This window comes from Aurantimonas sp. 22II-16-19i, from assembly GCF_002088275.1.
Taxonomy (GTDB): Bacteria; Pseudomonadota; Alphaproteobacteria; order Rhizobiales; family Rhizobiaceae; genus Jiella.
The window spans coordinates 1-16,495 of record NZ_AQQS01000021.1 but is presented as its reverse complement, the minus strand read 5'-3'; the positions used below and the strand labels follow the sequence as shown (position 1 = coordinate 16,495).

Annotated in this window: 14 protein-coding genes; 7 read left to right on the top strand and 7 right to left on the bottom strand. The window is 65.0% G+C overall.

The annotated features are described in order from the left end of the window. Positions 1–269 precede the first annotated feature (269 nt). The gene (locus ATO4_RS27785) at positions 270–554 is read left to right on the top strand and encodes a hypothetical protein (protein WP_176223028.1); all 285 of its coding nucleotides are present in this window, start codon (positions 270–272) and stop codon (positions 552–554) included. A gap of 189 nt (positions 555–743) precedes the next feature. Continuing rightward, positions 744–2,570 (top strand): translational GTPase TypA, encoded by a 1,827-nt coding sequence (gene typA, locus ATO4_RS16445; protein ID WP_083592622.1) that lies wholly within the window; start codon positions 744–746, stop codon positions 2,568–2,570. A 313-nt stretch (positions 2,571–2,883) separates the two neighbouring features. Here typA and ATO4_RS16440 read toward each other — a convergent pair whose 3' ends face one another. The 4 genes from ATO4_RS16440 to ATO4_RS16425 form a co-directional block, all read right to left on the bottom strand. Beyond that, positions 2,884–5,568 carry a nidogen-like domain-containing protein gene (locus ATO4_RS16440; protein ID WP_083592621.1) on the bottom strand — a complete coding sequence of 895 codons (2,685 nt, stop codon included), beginning with the start codon at positions 5,566–5,568 and terminating at the stop codon, positions 2,884–2,886. A gap of 24 nt (positions 5,569–5,592) precedes the next feature. Next, the gene (locus ATO4_RS16435) at positions 5,593–6,012 is read right to left on the bottom strand and encodes a hypothetical protein (RefSeq protein WP_083592620.1); all 420 of its coding nucleotides are present in this window, start codon (positions 6,010–6,012) and stop codon (positions 5,593–5,595) included. Between the two features lie 640 nt (positions 6,013–6,652). Then, positions 6,653–8,635, bottom strand: coding sequence for a M10 family metallopeptidase (locus tag ATO4_RS16430; RefSeq protein WP_139802502.1), 1,983 nt, complete (start codon positions 8,633–8,635; stop codon positions 6,653–6,655). A gap of 24 nt (positions 8,636–8,659) precedes the next feature. After that, positions 8,660–9,073: a hypothetical protein gene (locus ATO4_RS16425; protein WP_083592618.1), complete on the bottom strand. Its 414-nt coding sequence runs from the start codon at positions 9,071–9,073 to the stop codon at positions 8,660–8,662. Between the two features lie 564 nt (positions 9,074–9,637). Here ATO4_RS16425 and ATO4_RS16420 point away from each other — a divergent pair. From ATO4_RS16420 to pqqE, 5 genes are all read left to right on the top strand, one after another. Next, positions 9,638–10,417 carry an OmpA family protein gene (locus ATO4_RS16420; RefSeq protein ID WP_083592617.1) on the top strand — a complete coding sequence of 260 codons (780 nt, stop codon included), beginning with the start codon at positions 9,638–9,640 and terminating at the stop codon, positions 10,415–10,417. Between the two features lie 312 nt (positions 10,418–10,729). Then, positions 10,730–11,665, top strand: coding sequence for a pyrroloquinoline quinone biosynthesis protein PqqB (gene pqqB, locus ATO4_RS16410; RefSeq protein ID WP_083592693.1), 936 nt, complete (start codon positions 10,730–10,732; stop codon positions 11,663–11,665). Next, positions 11,662–12,438: a pyrroloquinoline-quinone synthase PqqC gene (gene pqqC, locus ATO4_RS16405; protein WP_083592616.1), complete on the top strand. Its 777-nt coding sequence runs from the start codon at positions 11,662–11,664 to the stop codon at positions 12,436–12,438. Before pqqB ends, pqqC begins: the two co-directional genes overlap by 4 nt. Beyond that, positions 12,435–12,725 (top strand): pyrroloquinoline quinone biosynthesis peptide chaperone PqqD, encoded by a 291-nt coding sequence (gene pqqD / locus ATO4_RS16400; RefSeq protein ID WP_083592615.1) that lies wholly within the window; start codon positions 12,435–12,437, stop codon positions 12,723–12,725. Before pqqC ends, pqqD begins: the two co-directional genes overlap by 4 nt. Positions 12,726–12,733: 8 nt before the next feature. Then, positions 12,734–13,858: a pyrroloquinoline quinone biosynthesis protein PqqE gene (gene pqqE, locus ATO4_RS16395; RefSeq protein ID WP_083592692.1), complete on the top strand. Its 1,125-nt coding sequence runs from the start codon at positions 12,734–12,736 to the stop codon at positions 13,856–13,858. A 27-nt stretch (positions 13,859–13,885) separates the two neighbouring features. Here the strand turns inward: pqqE and ATO4_RS27220 are convergent, their stop codons facing one another. The 3 genes from ATO4_RS27220 to ATO4_RS16385 all read right to left on the bottom strand — a co-directional run bounded on the left by ATO4_RS27220 (position 13,886) and on the right by ATO4_RS16385 (position 16,154). Continuing rightward, positions 13,886–15,364, bottom strand: a complete 1,479-nt coding sequence (locus tag ATO4_RS27220) for a hypothetical protein (RefSeq protein WP_139802501.1) — start codon at positions 15,362–15,364, stop codon at positions 13,886–13,888. A 233-nt stretch (positions 15,365–15,597) separates the two neighbouring features. Beyond that, positions 15,598–15,882, bottom strand: a complete 285-nt coding sequence (locus ATO4_RS16390) for a CopG family antitoxin (protein WP_083592614.1) — start codon at positions 15,880–15,882, stop codon at positions 15,598–15,600. Then, complete coding sequence (locus ATO4_RS16385) at positions 15,879–16,154, bottom strand: toxin (RefSeq protein ID WP_083592613.1); 276 nt, start codon at positions 16,152–16,154, stop codon at positions 15,879–15,881. Before ATO4_RS16385 ends, ATO4_RS16390 begins: the two co-directional genes overlap by 4 nt. Positions 16,155–16,495: the final 341 nt, after the last annotated feature.

Below are 16,495 nucleotides of genomic sequence, written 5' to 3'. Positions count from 1 at the left end.
CGTCATGGCCGGCGCGCGGCAGACGATGCGCCGCGGTCTCGCCGGCAGATGCGAAGCCGTCCGGTCGCGTCGCGTCGCGGCCCCGGCAAGGGAACCGCCGGCGCTTCCCGGCTTCGACGGGGAAGCTAGGCGGGCCGCAAAGGCCGCGCAAATGAACAAGAAATAATGTTCTCGGGCCGCAAAACCTCCGCATTCCCATCGGCTGCCCACGCGTCGGAACGCCGCTGCAGCGGCCCGATGCGCCGCCGAACCGGCAAGGCTGCGGCTCCATGACGATGGTCGCTGCGGTCCTATCGTCGTATGGCGGGATCGAAGGCAAAGCGATGAGCGCGAAACTGCATACGATGAGCGAGGCGAGGCTTGCCAGGCAACGCATCAAGGAGCAATTGCAGGACGTGCCCGGCGTCAGCCTCGGGATAGGCCAGACCGACAGTGGCAACGACTATGCGGTGCTGGTCCTCGTGGAGGACGAGGGGACCGCCAGACGGCTGCCGCCTCTCTCCGCCGATGTCCCGGTCAAACTCGCAATCACCGGAAAGATCGCGGCCTACTGAGACCGCCGACCGGTTCGGCCGGCGGGCGATGACTCGCAAGCCAACCCTGACCCCACCCTTTCGCAGATGCGAAAAATCGTGTAAAGGCTCGCGCGAGCCCCGATCGCTGCACTCTCGATCGCCACCCGCTGAGCGCCCCTCCTGTCTTGCGGCAGGGGGCTCTCGGCGCGCCCTGAACCGGATATTCCTATGAAGCTTCGCAACATTGCGATCATCGCCCACGTCGACCACGGCAAGACCACCCTCGTCGACAAGCTGCTCTCCCAGTCCGGCACCTTCCGCGACAACCAGCGCCAGGAAGAGCGGGCGATGGATTCCAACGACCTCGAGAAGGAGCGCGGGATCACGATCCTCGCCAAGGCCACCTCGGTCGAGTGGAAGGACACCCGCATCAACATCGTCGACACCCCTGGCCACGCCGATTTCGGCGGCGAGGTGGAGCGTATCCTCAACATGGTCGACGGCGCCGTCATCCTGGTCGACGCGTCGGAAGGCCCGATGCCGCAGACCAAGTTCGTGCTCGGCAAGGCGCTGAAGGTCGGGCTGAAGCCGATCGTCGCGATCAACAAGATCGACCGCCACGACGAGCGTCACCTGGAAGTCCTCGACGAGATCTTCGACCTTTTCGTCGCCCTCGACGCCACCGAGGAGCAGCTCGACTTCCCGGTCCTCTACGGCTCGGGCCGCGGCGGCTGGATGGCCGAGCAGCCGGATGGTCCGCAGGACAAGGGCCTCGAGCCGCTGTTCGACCTGATCGTCAAGCACGTGCCGGAGCCGGACACCGCCGGCAAGGACGAGCCGTTCAAGATGATCGGCACCATCCTCGAGGCCAACCCCTTCCTCGGCCGGCTGATCACCGGGCGCATCCAGGCCGGCTCGATCAAGCCGAACCAGGCCGTCAAGGTGCTCAACAATGACGGCAAGCAGCTGGAATCCGGCCGCATCTCCAAGATCCTCGCCTTCCGCGGCCTCGACCGGGTGCCGCTCGACTATGCCGAGGCGGGCGACATCGTCGCCATCGCCGGCCTTTCCAAGGGCACCGTCGCCGACACCTTCTGCGATCCGCAGGTCTCCGAGCCGCTGCATGCCCAGCCGATCGATCCGCCGACCGTGACGATGTCCTTCATCGTTAACGATTCGCCGCTCGCCGGCACCGAGGGTGACAAGGTGACGAGCCGCGTCATCCGCGACCGCCTCCTGAAGGAGGCCGAGGGCAACGTCGCACTGAAGATCGAGGAGGCCGCCGACAAGGATAGCTTCTACGTCTCCGGTCGCGGCGAGCTGCAGCTCGCCGTCCTCATCGAGACGATGCGCCGCGAGGGCTTCGAGCTCGGCATCTCGCGTCCCCGCGTGGTCATGAAGGATGGCGAGAACGGCGAGAAGCTGGAGCCCATCGAAGAGGTCGTGATCGACGTCGACGAGGAGCATGCCGGCGTCGTCGTCCAGAAGATGTCCGAGCGCAAGGCCGAGATGATCGAGCTGCGTCCGTCCGGCGGCGCTCGCCAGCGGCTGGTCTTCCACGCCCCGACCCGCGGCCTCATCGGCTACCAGTCGGAGCTTCTGACCGATACCCGCGGCACCGCGATCATGAACCGGCTGTTCCACTCCTACCAGCCCTACAAGGGCGAGCTCGCCGGCCGCAACAACGGCGTCCTGATCTCGTCGGAAGACGGCGAGAGCGTCGCCTATGCGATGTTCAACCTCGAGGACCGCGGCCCGATGGTCATCGACGCCGGCGTCAAGGTCTATGCCGGCATGATCATCGGCATCCACACCCGCGACAACGACCTCGAGGTCAACGTCCTCAAGGGCAAGAAGCTCACCAACATGCGCGCATCCGGCAAGGACGAGGCGGTGAAGCTCACCCCGCCGATCCGCATGACCCTCGACCGGGCGCTCTCCTGGATCCAGGACGACGAACTCGTCGAGGTGACGCCGAAGACCATCCGCCTGCGCAAGCTCTATCTCGACTCCAACGAGCGCAAGCGCTTCGAAAAGAGCCGCAAGGCCGCCTGAACCGGCTGACAGCCGGCGGCCCGTGCGCTCGACGCGCCGGACTGCCGCAGGAAGCAGGACGCAGGAACCGAGAAGCAGGAGAAGGCCGGAAACGCATCGCGTTTCCGGCCTTTCTCGTCTTGGCCCGGTGCTGGGACCGGATCGGTTTCGTCTGCTGTCCGGTCCAGGGGAGCCGGACAGCGGATCGAGCTTGCGCGCCCGGCGCGACCTGCGATCCGAGACGCCGAAGGCGCCCATCGGACTCAGGCATCGAGCCCGCGCGGCGCCGGAGCGGCAACCCCTCGGCGCCGGCCGAAGATCGCGGCCGGCGGTCTCAGAACACGAAGTCGCCGGCGTCGAGAGCGGCGACGGCGACGCCGTTCAGGGTGATCGTGTTGAACCCGTCGGTGATCACGGCATTGCCGCCGACCTGCGTCAGGTGGTTGGCGGCGAGGTCGGCGAAGGAGGTGATGGCCGTCACCGCCGACAGGTCGATCTTTTCGGCGGGGTTGGTCGCCTCGAAGTCGGCGATGATGTCCCTGCCGAAATTGTTCTCGAAGACGAATATGTCGGCGTTGAAGTCGCCTTGCATGCGGTCGTTGCCGTTGCCGCCGAAGATGCGGTCGAAGCCGGCGAAGCCGCGGATGTTGTCGTTGCCGTCGCCGCCATAGAGGTTGTTGTCGCCGCCGCCGCCGACGATGTTGTCGTTGCCGCCGCCGCCGGCCAGCAGGGCCGTGTCGGCGCCGGCGGACAGCCTGTCGTTGCCGTTGCCGGCCAGGACGCGCTCGATCCCGAAGAGCCGGTCGATGCCGATGGCGGCACCGGAGGCGAAGTTCAGGACGAGGTTGACGTTGATGGCCGTGGCGACGGCGCCGTAGTCGATGGTGTCGAGGCCGGTACCGCCGACATAGGTGTCGTTGGCGGCGTCAGCGTCGCCGATGAAGGTATCGCCGCCGGCTTCACCATAGACGGTGTCGGCGCCCTCGCCGCCGGAGAGGATGTCGTTGCTGTCGCCGCCGAACAGGACGTCGGCGTTGAACTCGCCATAGAGCTTGTCGGCGCCGCCGCCGCCATAGATGCGGTCGTTGCCGGCATAGCCGTGGATCACGTCGAAGCCGCCTTCGCCTCTGAGGATGTTGGCGCCGCTGTTGCCGAGGAGCGTATCGGCGAAGCCCGAGCCGGTGACGTTCTCGATTGCGGTGAGAATGTCGCCCTGGGCATGGCCGAAGGACCCCAGGCCATTGGTCAGATTGACCCTGACGCCCGCCGAGCCCTCGTAGCTCGCCGTGTCGGATCCTCCGAAGCCGTTCATCTGGTCGGCCCCGGCATTGCCGCGCAGCACGTTGTTGGAGGTGTTGCCGATGAGGACGTCGTTGGCGCTGCCGCCGACGGCGTTCTCGATGACGGCCGACATCGCGCGCGTTCCCGGGGCGCCGAGGGCGATCAGGATGTTGTTGGCGATCGAGCCGATCGTCGAGGCAAAGCCCGGGCGAAGATCGATCCGCACCGCCGACGTCTGCTCGGAGGCGTCGAAGGTATCGATGCCGCCGGCATCCCAGATCGTCGCGATCAGCGAGCCGCCATTGGGGATCTCGAAGCCGCTGACGCCGCCGCTGGCGAAATAGACGTCGTCGCCCGTGCGGGTCGACATGTTGGCGCCGTAGAGCACCTGCAGCGCCTGGATGTCGTAGAGCATCGGCGTCGCGGGAAACTGCTGGGTCGGATCGGGCACCCCCGCCTGGGTCGGGATCGGGTCATAGGACATGACCGTATAGAGGGAATTGTCGAGATTGGCGGGCAGGGTGGTGCCGTCGAAGGGATGTTCGAGCCCCAGCGCATGGCCGAGCTCGTGGATGAAGGTGTCCCAGCCTTCGTCGTAGAAGGTCGGTGTCGCCACGATCCCGTTGCTGTTGTTCAGCCAGACGTCGCCGCCGATCGGGTCGCTCGTCGTCGGATAGTAGGCGAAGCCGTAGAGGCCGAGGTCGCCCGTGCTGATCGCGCCGAAGGTCACATCGCCGAGCCCGGTGCCGCCGTTCCTCACCTCGAAGGCCCAGAGCCCGCTCGTACCGGTGTTGCCGGCGGCGTTTTCGAGGTTGAGGATCGCGGCCTGATTGCCGGAAGCGGCGAGCTCGTAGAAGTTCAGCCCGTCGCCGGCGGAAAAGCCGGCCCGTGCGATGCTGCCGCCGAGGCCGTCCGTGCCGCCGCTGGCATCGCCTGTCGTCCAGTTGATTTCCTCGTAGCGGAAGACGATGTCGAAGTCGCCGCCGCCGCGGTCGAAGAGCTGCAGCTGGAAGCTGTTCTGCAGCGTCCCGTCCTGCCGGAAGAAGTTGACGTTGTCCCAGGTGATGGTGACGATGTCGCCGGTCGGATTGACGTCGACATAGATCGGCGCGCTCTCGGCGCCGGCGAGGGCCGGCGAGCGGGTGTCGACGTCGCCGAAGAAGGGCGCGATGATCGGGATGCCGGAGCCGGAGATGCCGAAGGGCGTGTAGGTCGACAGGCCGCTGCCGAAGGTGATGTTGCCGTTGGTGTTGACGAAGATGCTCGAATAGGTGTTGCCGAAGAAGTTCAGGCCGTTCTCGAACACCGCGCTGACATCGACCGTCGAGGAACCGTCGTCGTTGCGGCTCAGGACGGTCTCGCCGAAGCCGGCGGGTCCGCCGAGGCCGCCGACGAGGGAGCCGTTGCCGGTGATCGGCGAGCCGGTCGTCGGCGATCCGCCGGATCCGGAGGTGCCCGCCGGGACGAGGTTGATGTTGGCGACCTCGTTGTATCGTTCGATCGCGAGTTCCGCCATCGCCCGCTGCGTCAGCGTCAGCGACGGGTTGGTGCCTTCAGCGTAGGTCTGCCCAGCGATCACCGAGCCGTCGTTGTCACCGGCGGCGGGATTGTCGTAATGCGCGGGAATCTCCGTCAGGAACGAATAGGTGACGGAGCCGCTGCCGTCATGCCACCGGGGCGTACCGGCGGGGATCAGCGCGGTGTAGTTGGTCGGATCGAAAACGGAAGAGGATGGCACGGCGGATGTCCTCCAAGGTTGGCGTCAGGGCCTGCTGACGATGCCGATGGCCTTGGCGGGCGCCTCGGCCTCGAGCTGTGGATAGGGATCGGGGGCATGCGGGGCGGCGCGCGCCCAGCCGGAGCGCAGCAGCCAGGCGGCGAGATCGGTCCCGTCCGCCAGCCGGCACGAGGCCGGATCCGCGCCGGCCGCCGGCGCGACGCGGCGGCAGGTCAGGTCGGAGGATGCGAGGAGGTTGTTTGAGCTCTGCCAGGCGTAGTGTCCGCACAAATCGGTCCGGCCGACGCGACGACAGTGCTCGTTCTTTCCGACGGGGGGCATATGAGCGAGCCGGAAATCGCCCGACGGCGCCGCGAATTCGCCGATCTCCCGCGTGTCGTAGCCTCCCGGCCGCAGGGTGAATGTCGCCGTCGTCGCTGGATCCTGCGGGGCCGAAGCTGTCATGGCGAAATCCGGACCTCCAATGGTGGCCGCAGTAGCTGCGAAGGCCTTCGCCAGACGACATGCCGTTCGCCTTGCCGATGCCACGAAGCAGGACCTCGGGGCCACGCCGACGGGCGCAGCGACCCGAACTCGCAAGGCTGGGCCGGGCTTCGGCGCCTCAGAGAACACTCTGAAAACGAGGGAAAAGCCGCCTCCCGACGTCGATCTTACCCTGCGTCAAGTCAGAAAAGCACGGATGTCGTCGTCGTTCAAGCCGGAGTTGCACGAGTGGCCGCTTGCCGGCGCCGGGCGGGCGTCGCCCATTGATGGGCCTCGCGCCATCCGGCAGCCCGCCGCTTGCGGGTTTCCGCCCGGCCCGTCGCCGCCGCGAAGCCGCAGGAGGGGCAGTCGAGACCGCATCGCCATGGCCGCAACCGGCTGAGGCCGGTGGCCCGTGGCGCTCGATGTGCCGGACTGCCGCGAGCAATGAAAAAGGCCGGAAACGCCACGCGCTTCCGGCCTTTCTCAGTCCCGGTCCGCCACGGTGACCGGTGTGGTTTCCCTCCCCGTCCGATCGATCGGATCGGAGGGGGAAGAATTCCTGGGGCGACCTGCGTGTCCCGGGAGACCGGGATCCCGACGGTCTCGCCGGGCATTCCGTTCAGAAGATGAAGTCGCCGGCGTCGAGGTCGGCGATGCTCACCCCGTTGAGGGTGATCGTGTTGAAGCCGTCGGTGATCACGGCGTTGCCGCCGACCTGGGTGAGGTGGTTGGCGGCGAGGTCGGCGAAGGAGGTGATGGCGGTCACCGCCGACAGGTCGATCTTCTCGGCCGCGTTCGTCGCCTCGAAGTCGGCGATGATGTCCTTGCCGAAGCCGTTGCCGAAGGCGAAGGTGTCGGCATTGGCGTCGCCCTGCAGCCGGTCGTTGCCGGCGCCGCCGATCAGCACGTCGAAGCCGGCATAGCCGCGGATGTTGTCGTTGCCGGTCCCGCCCCACAGGCTGTTGTTGCCGCCGCCGCCGCGCAGCGTGTCGTTGCCGCCGCCGCCGCCGAGGAGGGTGGTGAAGCCGTTGCCGGTCATCACGTCGTCGCCCGAACCGCCCAGCACCCGCTCGATGCCGAACAGCCGGTCGGTATCGATGGCCGTGCCGGTGGCAAGCCCCGCCACGAGATCTACGGTAATCGCCGAGGTGACGGCGCTGTAGTCGAGGGTGTCGATGCCCGCGCCGCCGCCGAAGATGTCCCGGGCGCCGTCGGCATCGCCGGTGATCGTGTCGTTGCCGGCCCCGCCGTCGACGTAGTCGCCGCCGGCGCCGCCGGCCAGCGTATCGTTGCCGGCGTCGCCGAGAAGCGTGTCGGCATTGAAGTCGCCGGACAGCTGGTCAGCGCCTTCGCCGCCTTCGATCCGGTCGTTGCCGGCATAGCCGCGCAGGACGTCGTTCCCGCCCTCGCCCTGCAGCAAGTTCGCGATGGCGTTGCCGAGGAGGGTGTCGCCGAGGCTCGAGCCAATGAGGTTCTCGATGGCCGTGAGCGTGTCGCCGGCCGCATGGCCGAGCTGGCCCGTGCCGTTGCTGAGATTGACCACGACGCCGGCGTTGGAGCCCGCGTAGCTGGCGGTATCGGAGCCCCCCAGCCCGTTCAACTGGTCGGCCCCGGCATTGCCGCGCAGGACGTTGTTGGCGGTGTTGCCGATGAGGACGTCGTTGGCGCTGCCGCCGACGGCGTTCTCGATGACGGCCGACATCGCGCGCGTCCCGCCGACGCCGAGGGCTATCAGGATGTTGTCGGCGATCGAGCCGATCGTCGAGGCATAGCCCGGGCGAAGGTCGATCCGCACCGCCGACGTCTGGTCGGAGGCATCGAAGGTGTCGTTGCCGCCGGCATCCCAGATCGTCGCGATCAGCGAGCCGCCATTGGAAATCTCGAAGCCGTCGACGCCGCCGCTGGCGAAATAGACGTCGTCGCCCGCCCGGGTCGACATGTTGGCGCCGTAGAGCACCTGCAGCGCCTGGATGTCGTAGAGCATCGGCGTGGCGGGAAACTGCTGGATCGGATCTTCCACGTCCGCCTGGCTCGGGACCGGACTATAGGACATGACCGAATAGAGGGAATTCTCCAGGTTGGCGGGGAGGGTGGTTCCATCGAAGGGATGCTCGAGCCCCAGCGCATGGCCGAGTTCGTGGATGAAGGTGTCCCAGCCTTCGTCGTAGAGGGTCGGTGTCGCCACGATGCCGTTGTTGTTGTTCAGCCAGACGTCGCCGCCGGTGAGGTCGGAGGTCGTGGGATAGAAGGCGAAACCGTAGAGCCCCGGCTCGGCCATGCTGAGCGCGCCGAACGTCACCTGGCCGAGGGCGCCACCGGTAGCCGCGACGATATTGATGTTCGCCACTTCATTGTATCGGGCGATCGCGAGCTCGGCCATCGCCTGCTGGGTGGCGGTGAGCGTCGGGTTGGTGCCCTCGGCATAGGTCTCCCCGCCGATCACCGAGCCGTCGTTGGTGCCGGGAGCCGGGTTGTCGTAGTGGTCCGGGATCGCGGTGAGGAAGGAATAGGTGACGGAGCCGCTTCCCGTGTGCCACCGGGGCATCCCGGCGGGTATCAGGGCTGTGTAGTTGGTCGGGTCGAAAACGGAAGAGGATGGCACGGCGAACGTCCTCGAAGGTTGGGATCAGGGATTGCTGAAGATGCCGATGGCCTTGGCGCGCGCCTCGGCCTCGAGCTGGCGGTATGCGTCGGGTGCATCCGACCCGGCCCGCGCCCAGCCCGAGCGCAGGAGCCAGGCGGCAAGGTCGGTGCCGTCCGCAAGGGTGCAGGAGATGCGCTCGGACGACGGCGCGATGCGTCGGCAGTTCAGCGCAGACGTCGCCAGGAGACCGTTCCAGCTCTGCCAGGCATAATGCCCGCACAGATAGGTCCGGCCGGAGCGGCGACAGCGCTCGTCCTTGCCGACCGGATCGACATGCGCGAGCCGCAGGCCTTCCGACGGCGTGGCGAAGGTGCCGATCTCGCGGGTGATGTAATCGGCGGGTTGCAGGATGAATGCCGACGATGCGGGCGGATCTTGGGAGGCAGCGGCTGCCATGACGGGAATGCAGGCTCCGATTAGCGCCGCAAGGCCTGGCAGGAGACCTCTCGGCAGAAAGACTGTCTGTCTCAAGGGTGGGGTCCGGAAGGGGCGGCAGAGGGGGGGATCGTAAGGAGTTGTTACGAAATACCGGCGCGATTGGGAACGGCTTCTTTGGTAGTCGCAATATCCCGGGGATCAGGATTCGGTCTACTCTTCCGTTTCCCGCGGGTGCCGCAAAGGAGCACGAATGTCACCAACGTTCAAGTGGGTCTCGCGATCACGCTGGGCAGGCAGCTGCGCGCGCCGGGTTTCCAGCATGGATGGAGCGAGATATGGCAGGTGGCAGATGGCAGCTGAAAGCGCGAATGCCGGCCTCCGGGCCTCCGGGCCTCCGGGCCTCGGACGTCACGGCGCCGCAGCCAGCCTTGCCGCCCAAGGCTGCGCGTCGCCGATGTTGACAGCGCGCGCCCTGTGGATAGTCTGACCTTTGGGAAGTTCGCTGCACGGTTGCCGGGCGGTGGACCCGGCCGAAGCGACCTGTCCTTCCACGGCGCTTCGAACGAAGATGGGTGAAACGGCATGATCCGCATCGCACGCACCCTTCGCAGGAACGGCGGGGGTTCCCGGCCCGCCGCGCCGCGGATCGAGCCGCACGACCCCGGTTCGCGCGCCCGCCTGCGCCTCGTGGCTGGACTGCGGGCCTCGGTGCTCGGGATCGCCTTCGCCCTGTCCGGTCCGGCGGTCGGTCAGGCCCAGCAGCTGCAGTCCGTCGAGATCGACGACTATCTCGGCAAGCCGTCAACCTCGAAGCTCGGCGATTGTCTCGCCGGCCAGTCGGACGATTGCGGCCCGGGAGCCGGCGGCGCCGCGCGCAGCTTCAGCCGCAGCGAGCTCTGCGACCTGAAGATCGCCGACGAAGCCGCCTGTCCGGCGAAGCTCGGCAAGACCCGCTCGATGCGCACCGGGGAGCGCAGCCGCCTGCTGATCGTCGAGGACGAGGCGGAGGCGGCCATGCCGCTGCCGTCGATCGACGTCGAGATCCTCTTTGCCAGCGGCGCCGATGTCCCGCTCGACCGGTCGAGCGGCGAGATCGCCGCACTGGCCGAGGCGGTGGCCGACGCCCGCTTTGCCGGCAGCCGCTTCGTCGTCATCGGCCACACCGACGCGGCCGGCAGCGAGGCCTTCAACCAGGAGCTCTCGACCCGGCGGGCGGCGGCCGTGCGCGACCGCCTGATGGGCCTCACCGGAGCGGAAGAGGCTCGCTTCATCGTCGCCGGGCGCGGCGAGAGCGACCTGAAGAATCCCGCCGATCCGCTGGCGGCGGGGAACCGCCGGGTCCAGATCGTCGTTCTGAAGTGAGTGCGGTGCGCGGGGGCATTCCCCCGCGGCCCGCAGGCGGAACTGGGAACTCTTCCCGATTCTCGCCGGGCGACGCTCGATGCTTCACGCATGCGGCAGAAGCCCCTATGTTGATCCGGATGTGGTGAGCGGCGCGGCGCGGATCGCGCGTCCGTCGAGGCTGCATCGCAATGCTAACTGGGAGAGAACATCATGGCCTGGAACAAGCCGATCGTGACCGAAATCTGCATGGCGATGGAAATCAACGGCTACATGCCCGTCGAATTCTAATCGATCATGTCGATCGATCTGGGCCGCGGGCGGGAGAACCGCCTGCGGCTTTTTGTTTTGGGCTCTGCCGCCGGCGGCGGCTATCCCCAATGGAACTGCCTCTGCGACGTCTGCCGGCTCTACTGGGCGGGTGACGGGCGCGTGAATGCGCGCGGGCAGTCCTCGATCGCGGCCTCCGCCGACGGGCGGAGCTGGCTGCTTCTCAACGCCTCGCCGGACCTGCGCCAGCAGATCCTCGCCTCGCCGCGTCTGTCGCCCGGTGCCTGCCTCGCCGGCCACTCCGCTGAATCCGGCGCCGCGACGAAGCGCGCGACGCCGATCGGCGCCGTCCTCGTCACCAATGGCGACGTCGACCACATCGCCGGTCTCCTGACCCTGCGGGAAAAGCAGCGCCTGCCCCTCTACGGCACCGCCGGCGTCCTCGGCATGATCGCGGGCAGCCCGGTGTTCCAGGTGCTCGACCCGGCCTTCGTCGACAAGCGCGCCGTGACGATCGGCGAGGCCTTCGAGCCGGTCCCGGGCCTTGCGGTCGAGATCTTCTCGGTCCCCGGCAAGGTGCCGCTGTTCATGGAGACGGGCGAGGTCGACGTCGGCGAGGAAAGCGAGATGACCGTCGGCGTCAAGCTCTCGGCCCACGGCCGCACCGCCTTCTACATTCCCGGCTGCGCCCATCTGCCGGAATCGCTGAAGGCCCGCATCCGCGGCGCCGACGCGCTGCTCTTCGACGGCACGCTCTTTGCCGACGACGAGATGCGCCGCGCCGGCGTCGGTGAGAAGACCGGCCGGCGCATGGGCCACATGCCGATCACCGGGGAGGGCGGCAGCCTCGACGCCTTCGACGGCCTCGGCATCGGCCGGAAGGCCTATATCCACATCAACAACACGAACCCCATCCTCATCGAGGGTTCGAACGAACGCAACACCGTCGAGGCCGCCGGCTGGACGGTGACCAATGACGGGATGGAGATCGCGCTATGACGGGTCGGTCGGACGAGTTGCTGAGCCATGGCGAGCTGGAGGCCGCGCTTCGCCGCATCGGCGAGACGCGATACCATTCGCTGCATCCGTTCCAGACGCTCCTTCAGGAGGGTCGGCTGAGCCGCGCGCAGGTCCAGGCCTGGGCGCTCAACCGCTATTACTACCAGGCGAACATCCCGGTGAAGGATTCCATCATCCTCGCCCGCCTCGGCACGGTGGCGCTGCGCCGCGAGTGGCGCCAGCGCATCATCGACCATGATGGTTCCGAGACCGAGCGCGGCGGCATCGAGAAGTGGATCGCGCTGACCGACGGCGTCGGCCTCGACCGCGCCTATGTCGAATCCGGCCGCGGCATCCTGGCCGGCACGCGCTTTGCCGTCGACGCCTATGTGCATTTCGTGCGCGACCGCTCGCTGCTCGAGGCGATCGCCTCCTCGCTCACCGAGCTGTTCTCGCCCAATGTCATCGGCGTGCGCAACAAGGGCATGCTCGCCCATTACGACTTCATCTCGCAGGAGACGCTGGCCTATTTCGACAAGCGCCCGGTGCAGGCCAAGCGCGACAGCGATTTTGCCCTGAACTACTGCCTCGAACACGCCGACACCCGCGAGAAGCAGGAGGCCGTGATGGATGCCCTGCGCTTCAAGTGCCACGTCCTCTGGGCCCAGCTCGACGCGCTGTATTTCGCCTATGTCGACCCCGCCCTGACGCCGCCGGACGCCTGGCGCCCGGGCGAGGCGGAGACGGCCGGCCGGGGCCGGGAGGCGGCATGAACGAGGCGGCCCCGAGAATCCCCGACGATGCCGTCCCCGCGCTGCCGAGGGGCGTGAAGTTCCGCGAGGACAAGGCGCGCGGCCGCTACGTGCTGCTCGGCCCCGAGCGGATCTTCGAGGCCGATGCGATCGCCACCGAGATCTTGAAGCGCATCGACGGCGTCACGACCTTCAGGGGCATGCTGACCCAGTTGACCGAACTCTTCACCGCCGACGAGGCGACGATCCGTCCCGATGTCGAGAGCCTGCTGATCGACCTCAGCGACAAGCAGATGGTGACCCTGTGAGCCAGACGCTGCTCGAAAACCGCCCGGTTGCTGCCGCCCCGCCGCGGCCGCAGCCGCCCCTCGGCCTCCTCGCCGAGGTGACCCATCGCTGCCCCTTGCGCTGCACCTATTGCTCGAACCCGCTGCAGCTCGATCCGAAATCGTCAGAGCTCGACACCGACACCTGGAAGCGCGTCTTCTCCGAGGCGGCCGAGCTCGGCGTCATCCATCTCCACATGTCCGGCGGCGAGCCGACGGCCCGCCGCGACATCGTCGAGCTGACGCGCCACGCCGCCGAGGTCGGCCTCTACATCAATCTCATCACGTCCGGCATCGGCGTCGACGACGCCAAGCTCGACGCCCTCATCGAGGCCGGCTGCGACCACATCCAGCTCTCCATGCAGGGCGCCGACGAGGCCATCACCCAGCGCGTCGGCGGCTATCGCGGCGGCTATGAGAAGAAGCAGGCCTTCGCCCGCGCCGTGGTCGAGCGCGGCGTGCCCTTGACGCTCAACGCCGTCATCCACCGGATGAACATCCACCAGGTGCCGGAGATGATCGAGAAGGCCGTCGAATTCGGCGCCAAGCGGCTCGAGATCGCCCACACGCAATATTACGGCTGGGCGCTCAAGAACCGCGCCCAGCTGATGCCCGCCCGGGAGGACGTCGACCGCACGATCGAGGAGGTCGAGACCGCCCGCGAGCGCCTCAAGGGCACGCTGGTCATCGACGCGGTCTTCCCGGACTACTACGCCCGCTATCCCAAACTCTGCAACGGCGGCTGGGGCACCCGCACCTTCTCCGTCACCCCCGCCGGCAAGGTGCTCCCCTGCCACGCGGCGGAAACCATCCGTCACCTCGACTTCTGGAACGTCCGCGACCACTCCCTCGCCGACACCTGGTACGACGGCCCCGCCTTCACCGCCTATCGCGGCACCTCCTGGATGCAGGAGCCCTGCCTCTCCTGCGAGCGCAAACACCTCGACTTCGGCGGCTGCCGCTGCCAGGCCCTGGCGCTGACCGGCGACGCTGCCGCGACCGACCCGGTCTGCGTGAAGTCGCCGCTGCACGAGTCGATCGGCGCGATGGCGACGACGGAGTCGGCGGTGGCGGAGCCGGGGGCGGCGACGTATCGGGGGTTCCGGGCGGGGTAGCGTCTAGCACGGAAGACGGCCAAATTTTCAACTGAATATATCTTCTGGTGATCCGCTGGTCTTACTGACAACGGCTTTGGGTTGGAGCGCTACCGTATCGATCTTCTCACTCGCATCTATCACACTAGATAAACGTATGATCGCTCCGATAATGCTTTTCGGTTCAGAATTTCTTGGGCTGAATTCACGCCCAAATATCTCCTCAAAAGCTTGGCAAAATTCTTTTTCAGTTTGCAGGCCTCGAAATACGGGCCAACCTTCATAGGTTGATGCTTCGATATCACCTTCCGAGCCGATTCTTTTCATGACGCGCACTGCTTCCGAAACGTCGCCGCGCACCGCAGCCACGCAGAGCTTAAAGTCATCACTGGTGATTGACCATTCTTCGGCGTTGAGTGTTTTTTCAGATTTCTTTGAATCGCCCATAAGTCTATAGCAATTGGCTAGATTTACTATATCCATGCGGCGCCGCATCTCTGATTTTTTCCCACGCATCGCGGTAGCAAACTCAAGTAATTTGCTGGAGAGCTGATATTCTCCTCGATTTATAAGCTCCAAGCAAAAATTTCCAAGCATGTCATCGGCGTTCTCATTCTCGCTTTTAGCAGCTTTCCGCCAGCATATTTGAATCAGTTTTACACCAAACTCTGCGACAGTCCGCAATGACGCGTTGAAGTATTTCGGTTTAGCGCTTAAATGGCCGCCAATCTGCAGTTTCTCGAAATCGGGATGAGAAAATTTCTTTAGATTATTGATATATTGCTTATTAACAACGCCGTCGGAATGTGCAAACAAATTGCGCCGTTCGAAAATCTCCATCAGAATAGAATAGTCTTTATATGACTTCTGAATGCTATCGATCGACAAGCTACTCTCGAGCCATTTGATTTGCTCATGCGCCGATTGCCTCATTATGTGGTCAATTTCTTTCTCCAATACATATTTTTTGAAGTCTTCGATGTCACCCATTGTGAGAATTTCGTGAATTTTTACTTCTTTTTCACTGTCTCGCATCAACCTCGGGTTCATTTCGAATATGCATCTCATAAGATTAGCGACATGAAATTCGTAACTACTGACAGCTCCGATTAGTAGCATCTTTGGAATTTGCTGACCCGTCGTTTTCAGGGCCGAGAAATTTTCGAGTAGCTCTGCCAACCCGTATTCACTGTCGCCGTCAAGTCTAACAACCGTTCTGTTTTCCTCGTCCTCAAGTACGGTTCCATTAGACATCACAAATTCGGAAATTACTTTCTCTTGCAAGCTTAGAGATATAGCGGGCGTGAATGATGCCACCAACGGAAGCAGCTCAAGATAATTCATCATCGAAATCGTGAATTCGTAAAACAATATTGAAAATTTCGTATCAGCATCAATTTTTTTACTCGCTAACGATTTAGCATCGTGTTTGATCTTTTGTGTGGAAAAATCGTTTTCAAAATCATTTTTATCTGATGTAGAGTGCGCAACATATTTTCCTTTCTCTTTATATATGCATATAAACATTGTTGCCCCTCGCTAGTTTGATGTTCTGAATCCTGTTCCGCAATGGACAGGCGTAGCTCTGCAATCGCAGGCTGCTTTTCGCCGATTTAGCAGCTCATCCGTCAATCGCCAATGTCCTAAGCGTGACGGTTCGCTGCCCCTCGTCGACGCGGCCCGATCCAGACTACGGGCGATGTGGCCCTCACCCCCGAGCCAAGCGAAGCGGCGAGGCGAGAGCCCGCACCACCGCCAACCTATCCCTCCACATACTCATGCAAAATCGAATTGATCAGCGTCTGGTAGGGCATGCCCTTCTCGGCGGCCCTGGTCTTCAACCGGGCGAGGTCGCGCTCGGGAATGGCGATGGAGATCCGCTTGCGCGGCTGGCCCGCCAGCATCTGCCGCGCCGCTTGTCGCAGCTCGGCCCGCCGTTCCGCGCTCATTTCGACTTCGATCCATTCGTCGGAGTCTTGAAAGGCGAAGTCCGCGCGCTCCTCTTCGCTGTCGAAGATGGGCTCAGGGGGCTTTGGCTGGTTCATAGGTCCTGCTCCTGAAACTGCTTCGTCGCCTTACGGCTCGGATACATCGTCTTGAGAAAGACGCTGTCCGCTGATCGAACGAAAGGGACGAGCCAGAGATAGTCGTCGATCCGGACGATGTACTGACTCTGATCCGGGTATCGCGTGACGTTCGGATGCCGCCGCTCCGCGATCAGGTCGCCCTCTGCGAGCGCGATGATGACGCGCTCGAAGCCGAAGCCGTGGCGGGCTTTCAGCACCGCGTTCTTCTCTTCGCTCCAGCTGAAGTCCATGCGCCAATATCGATGCAATGCATATTCACGGCAAGTCGCATCGCGAGGATTTCGCGACGCCCCAGGCGGCGCTTGCGCTGCCCGGCAATAACTTTCTCTCCCACTTCAACCAACCCCCTGATTCTCCTCAATCCGCAAAAATTCCCATCCCCGCCCCACACCCCCTCGCCATACTCCCCCCATCGCCGGTCCACCCCCTCCAAGTCGACGGGAACCGGGCACGGGCGCTCGCCGGGAGCGCTTGCGGGCCGGCGATGCGGTCTCCGCGCCGTCTCGTCTTCCGGAGGCGAGGCGTCCCGGACGGCCTCCCGGCGCCGCTGGCCCCTCGCGTAATACGGCGC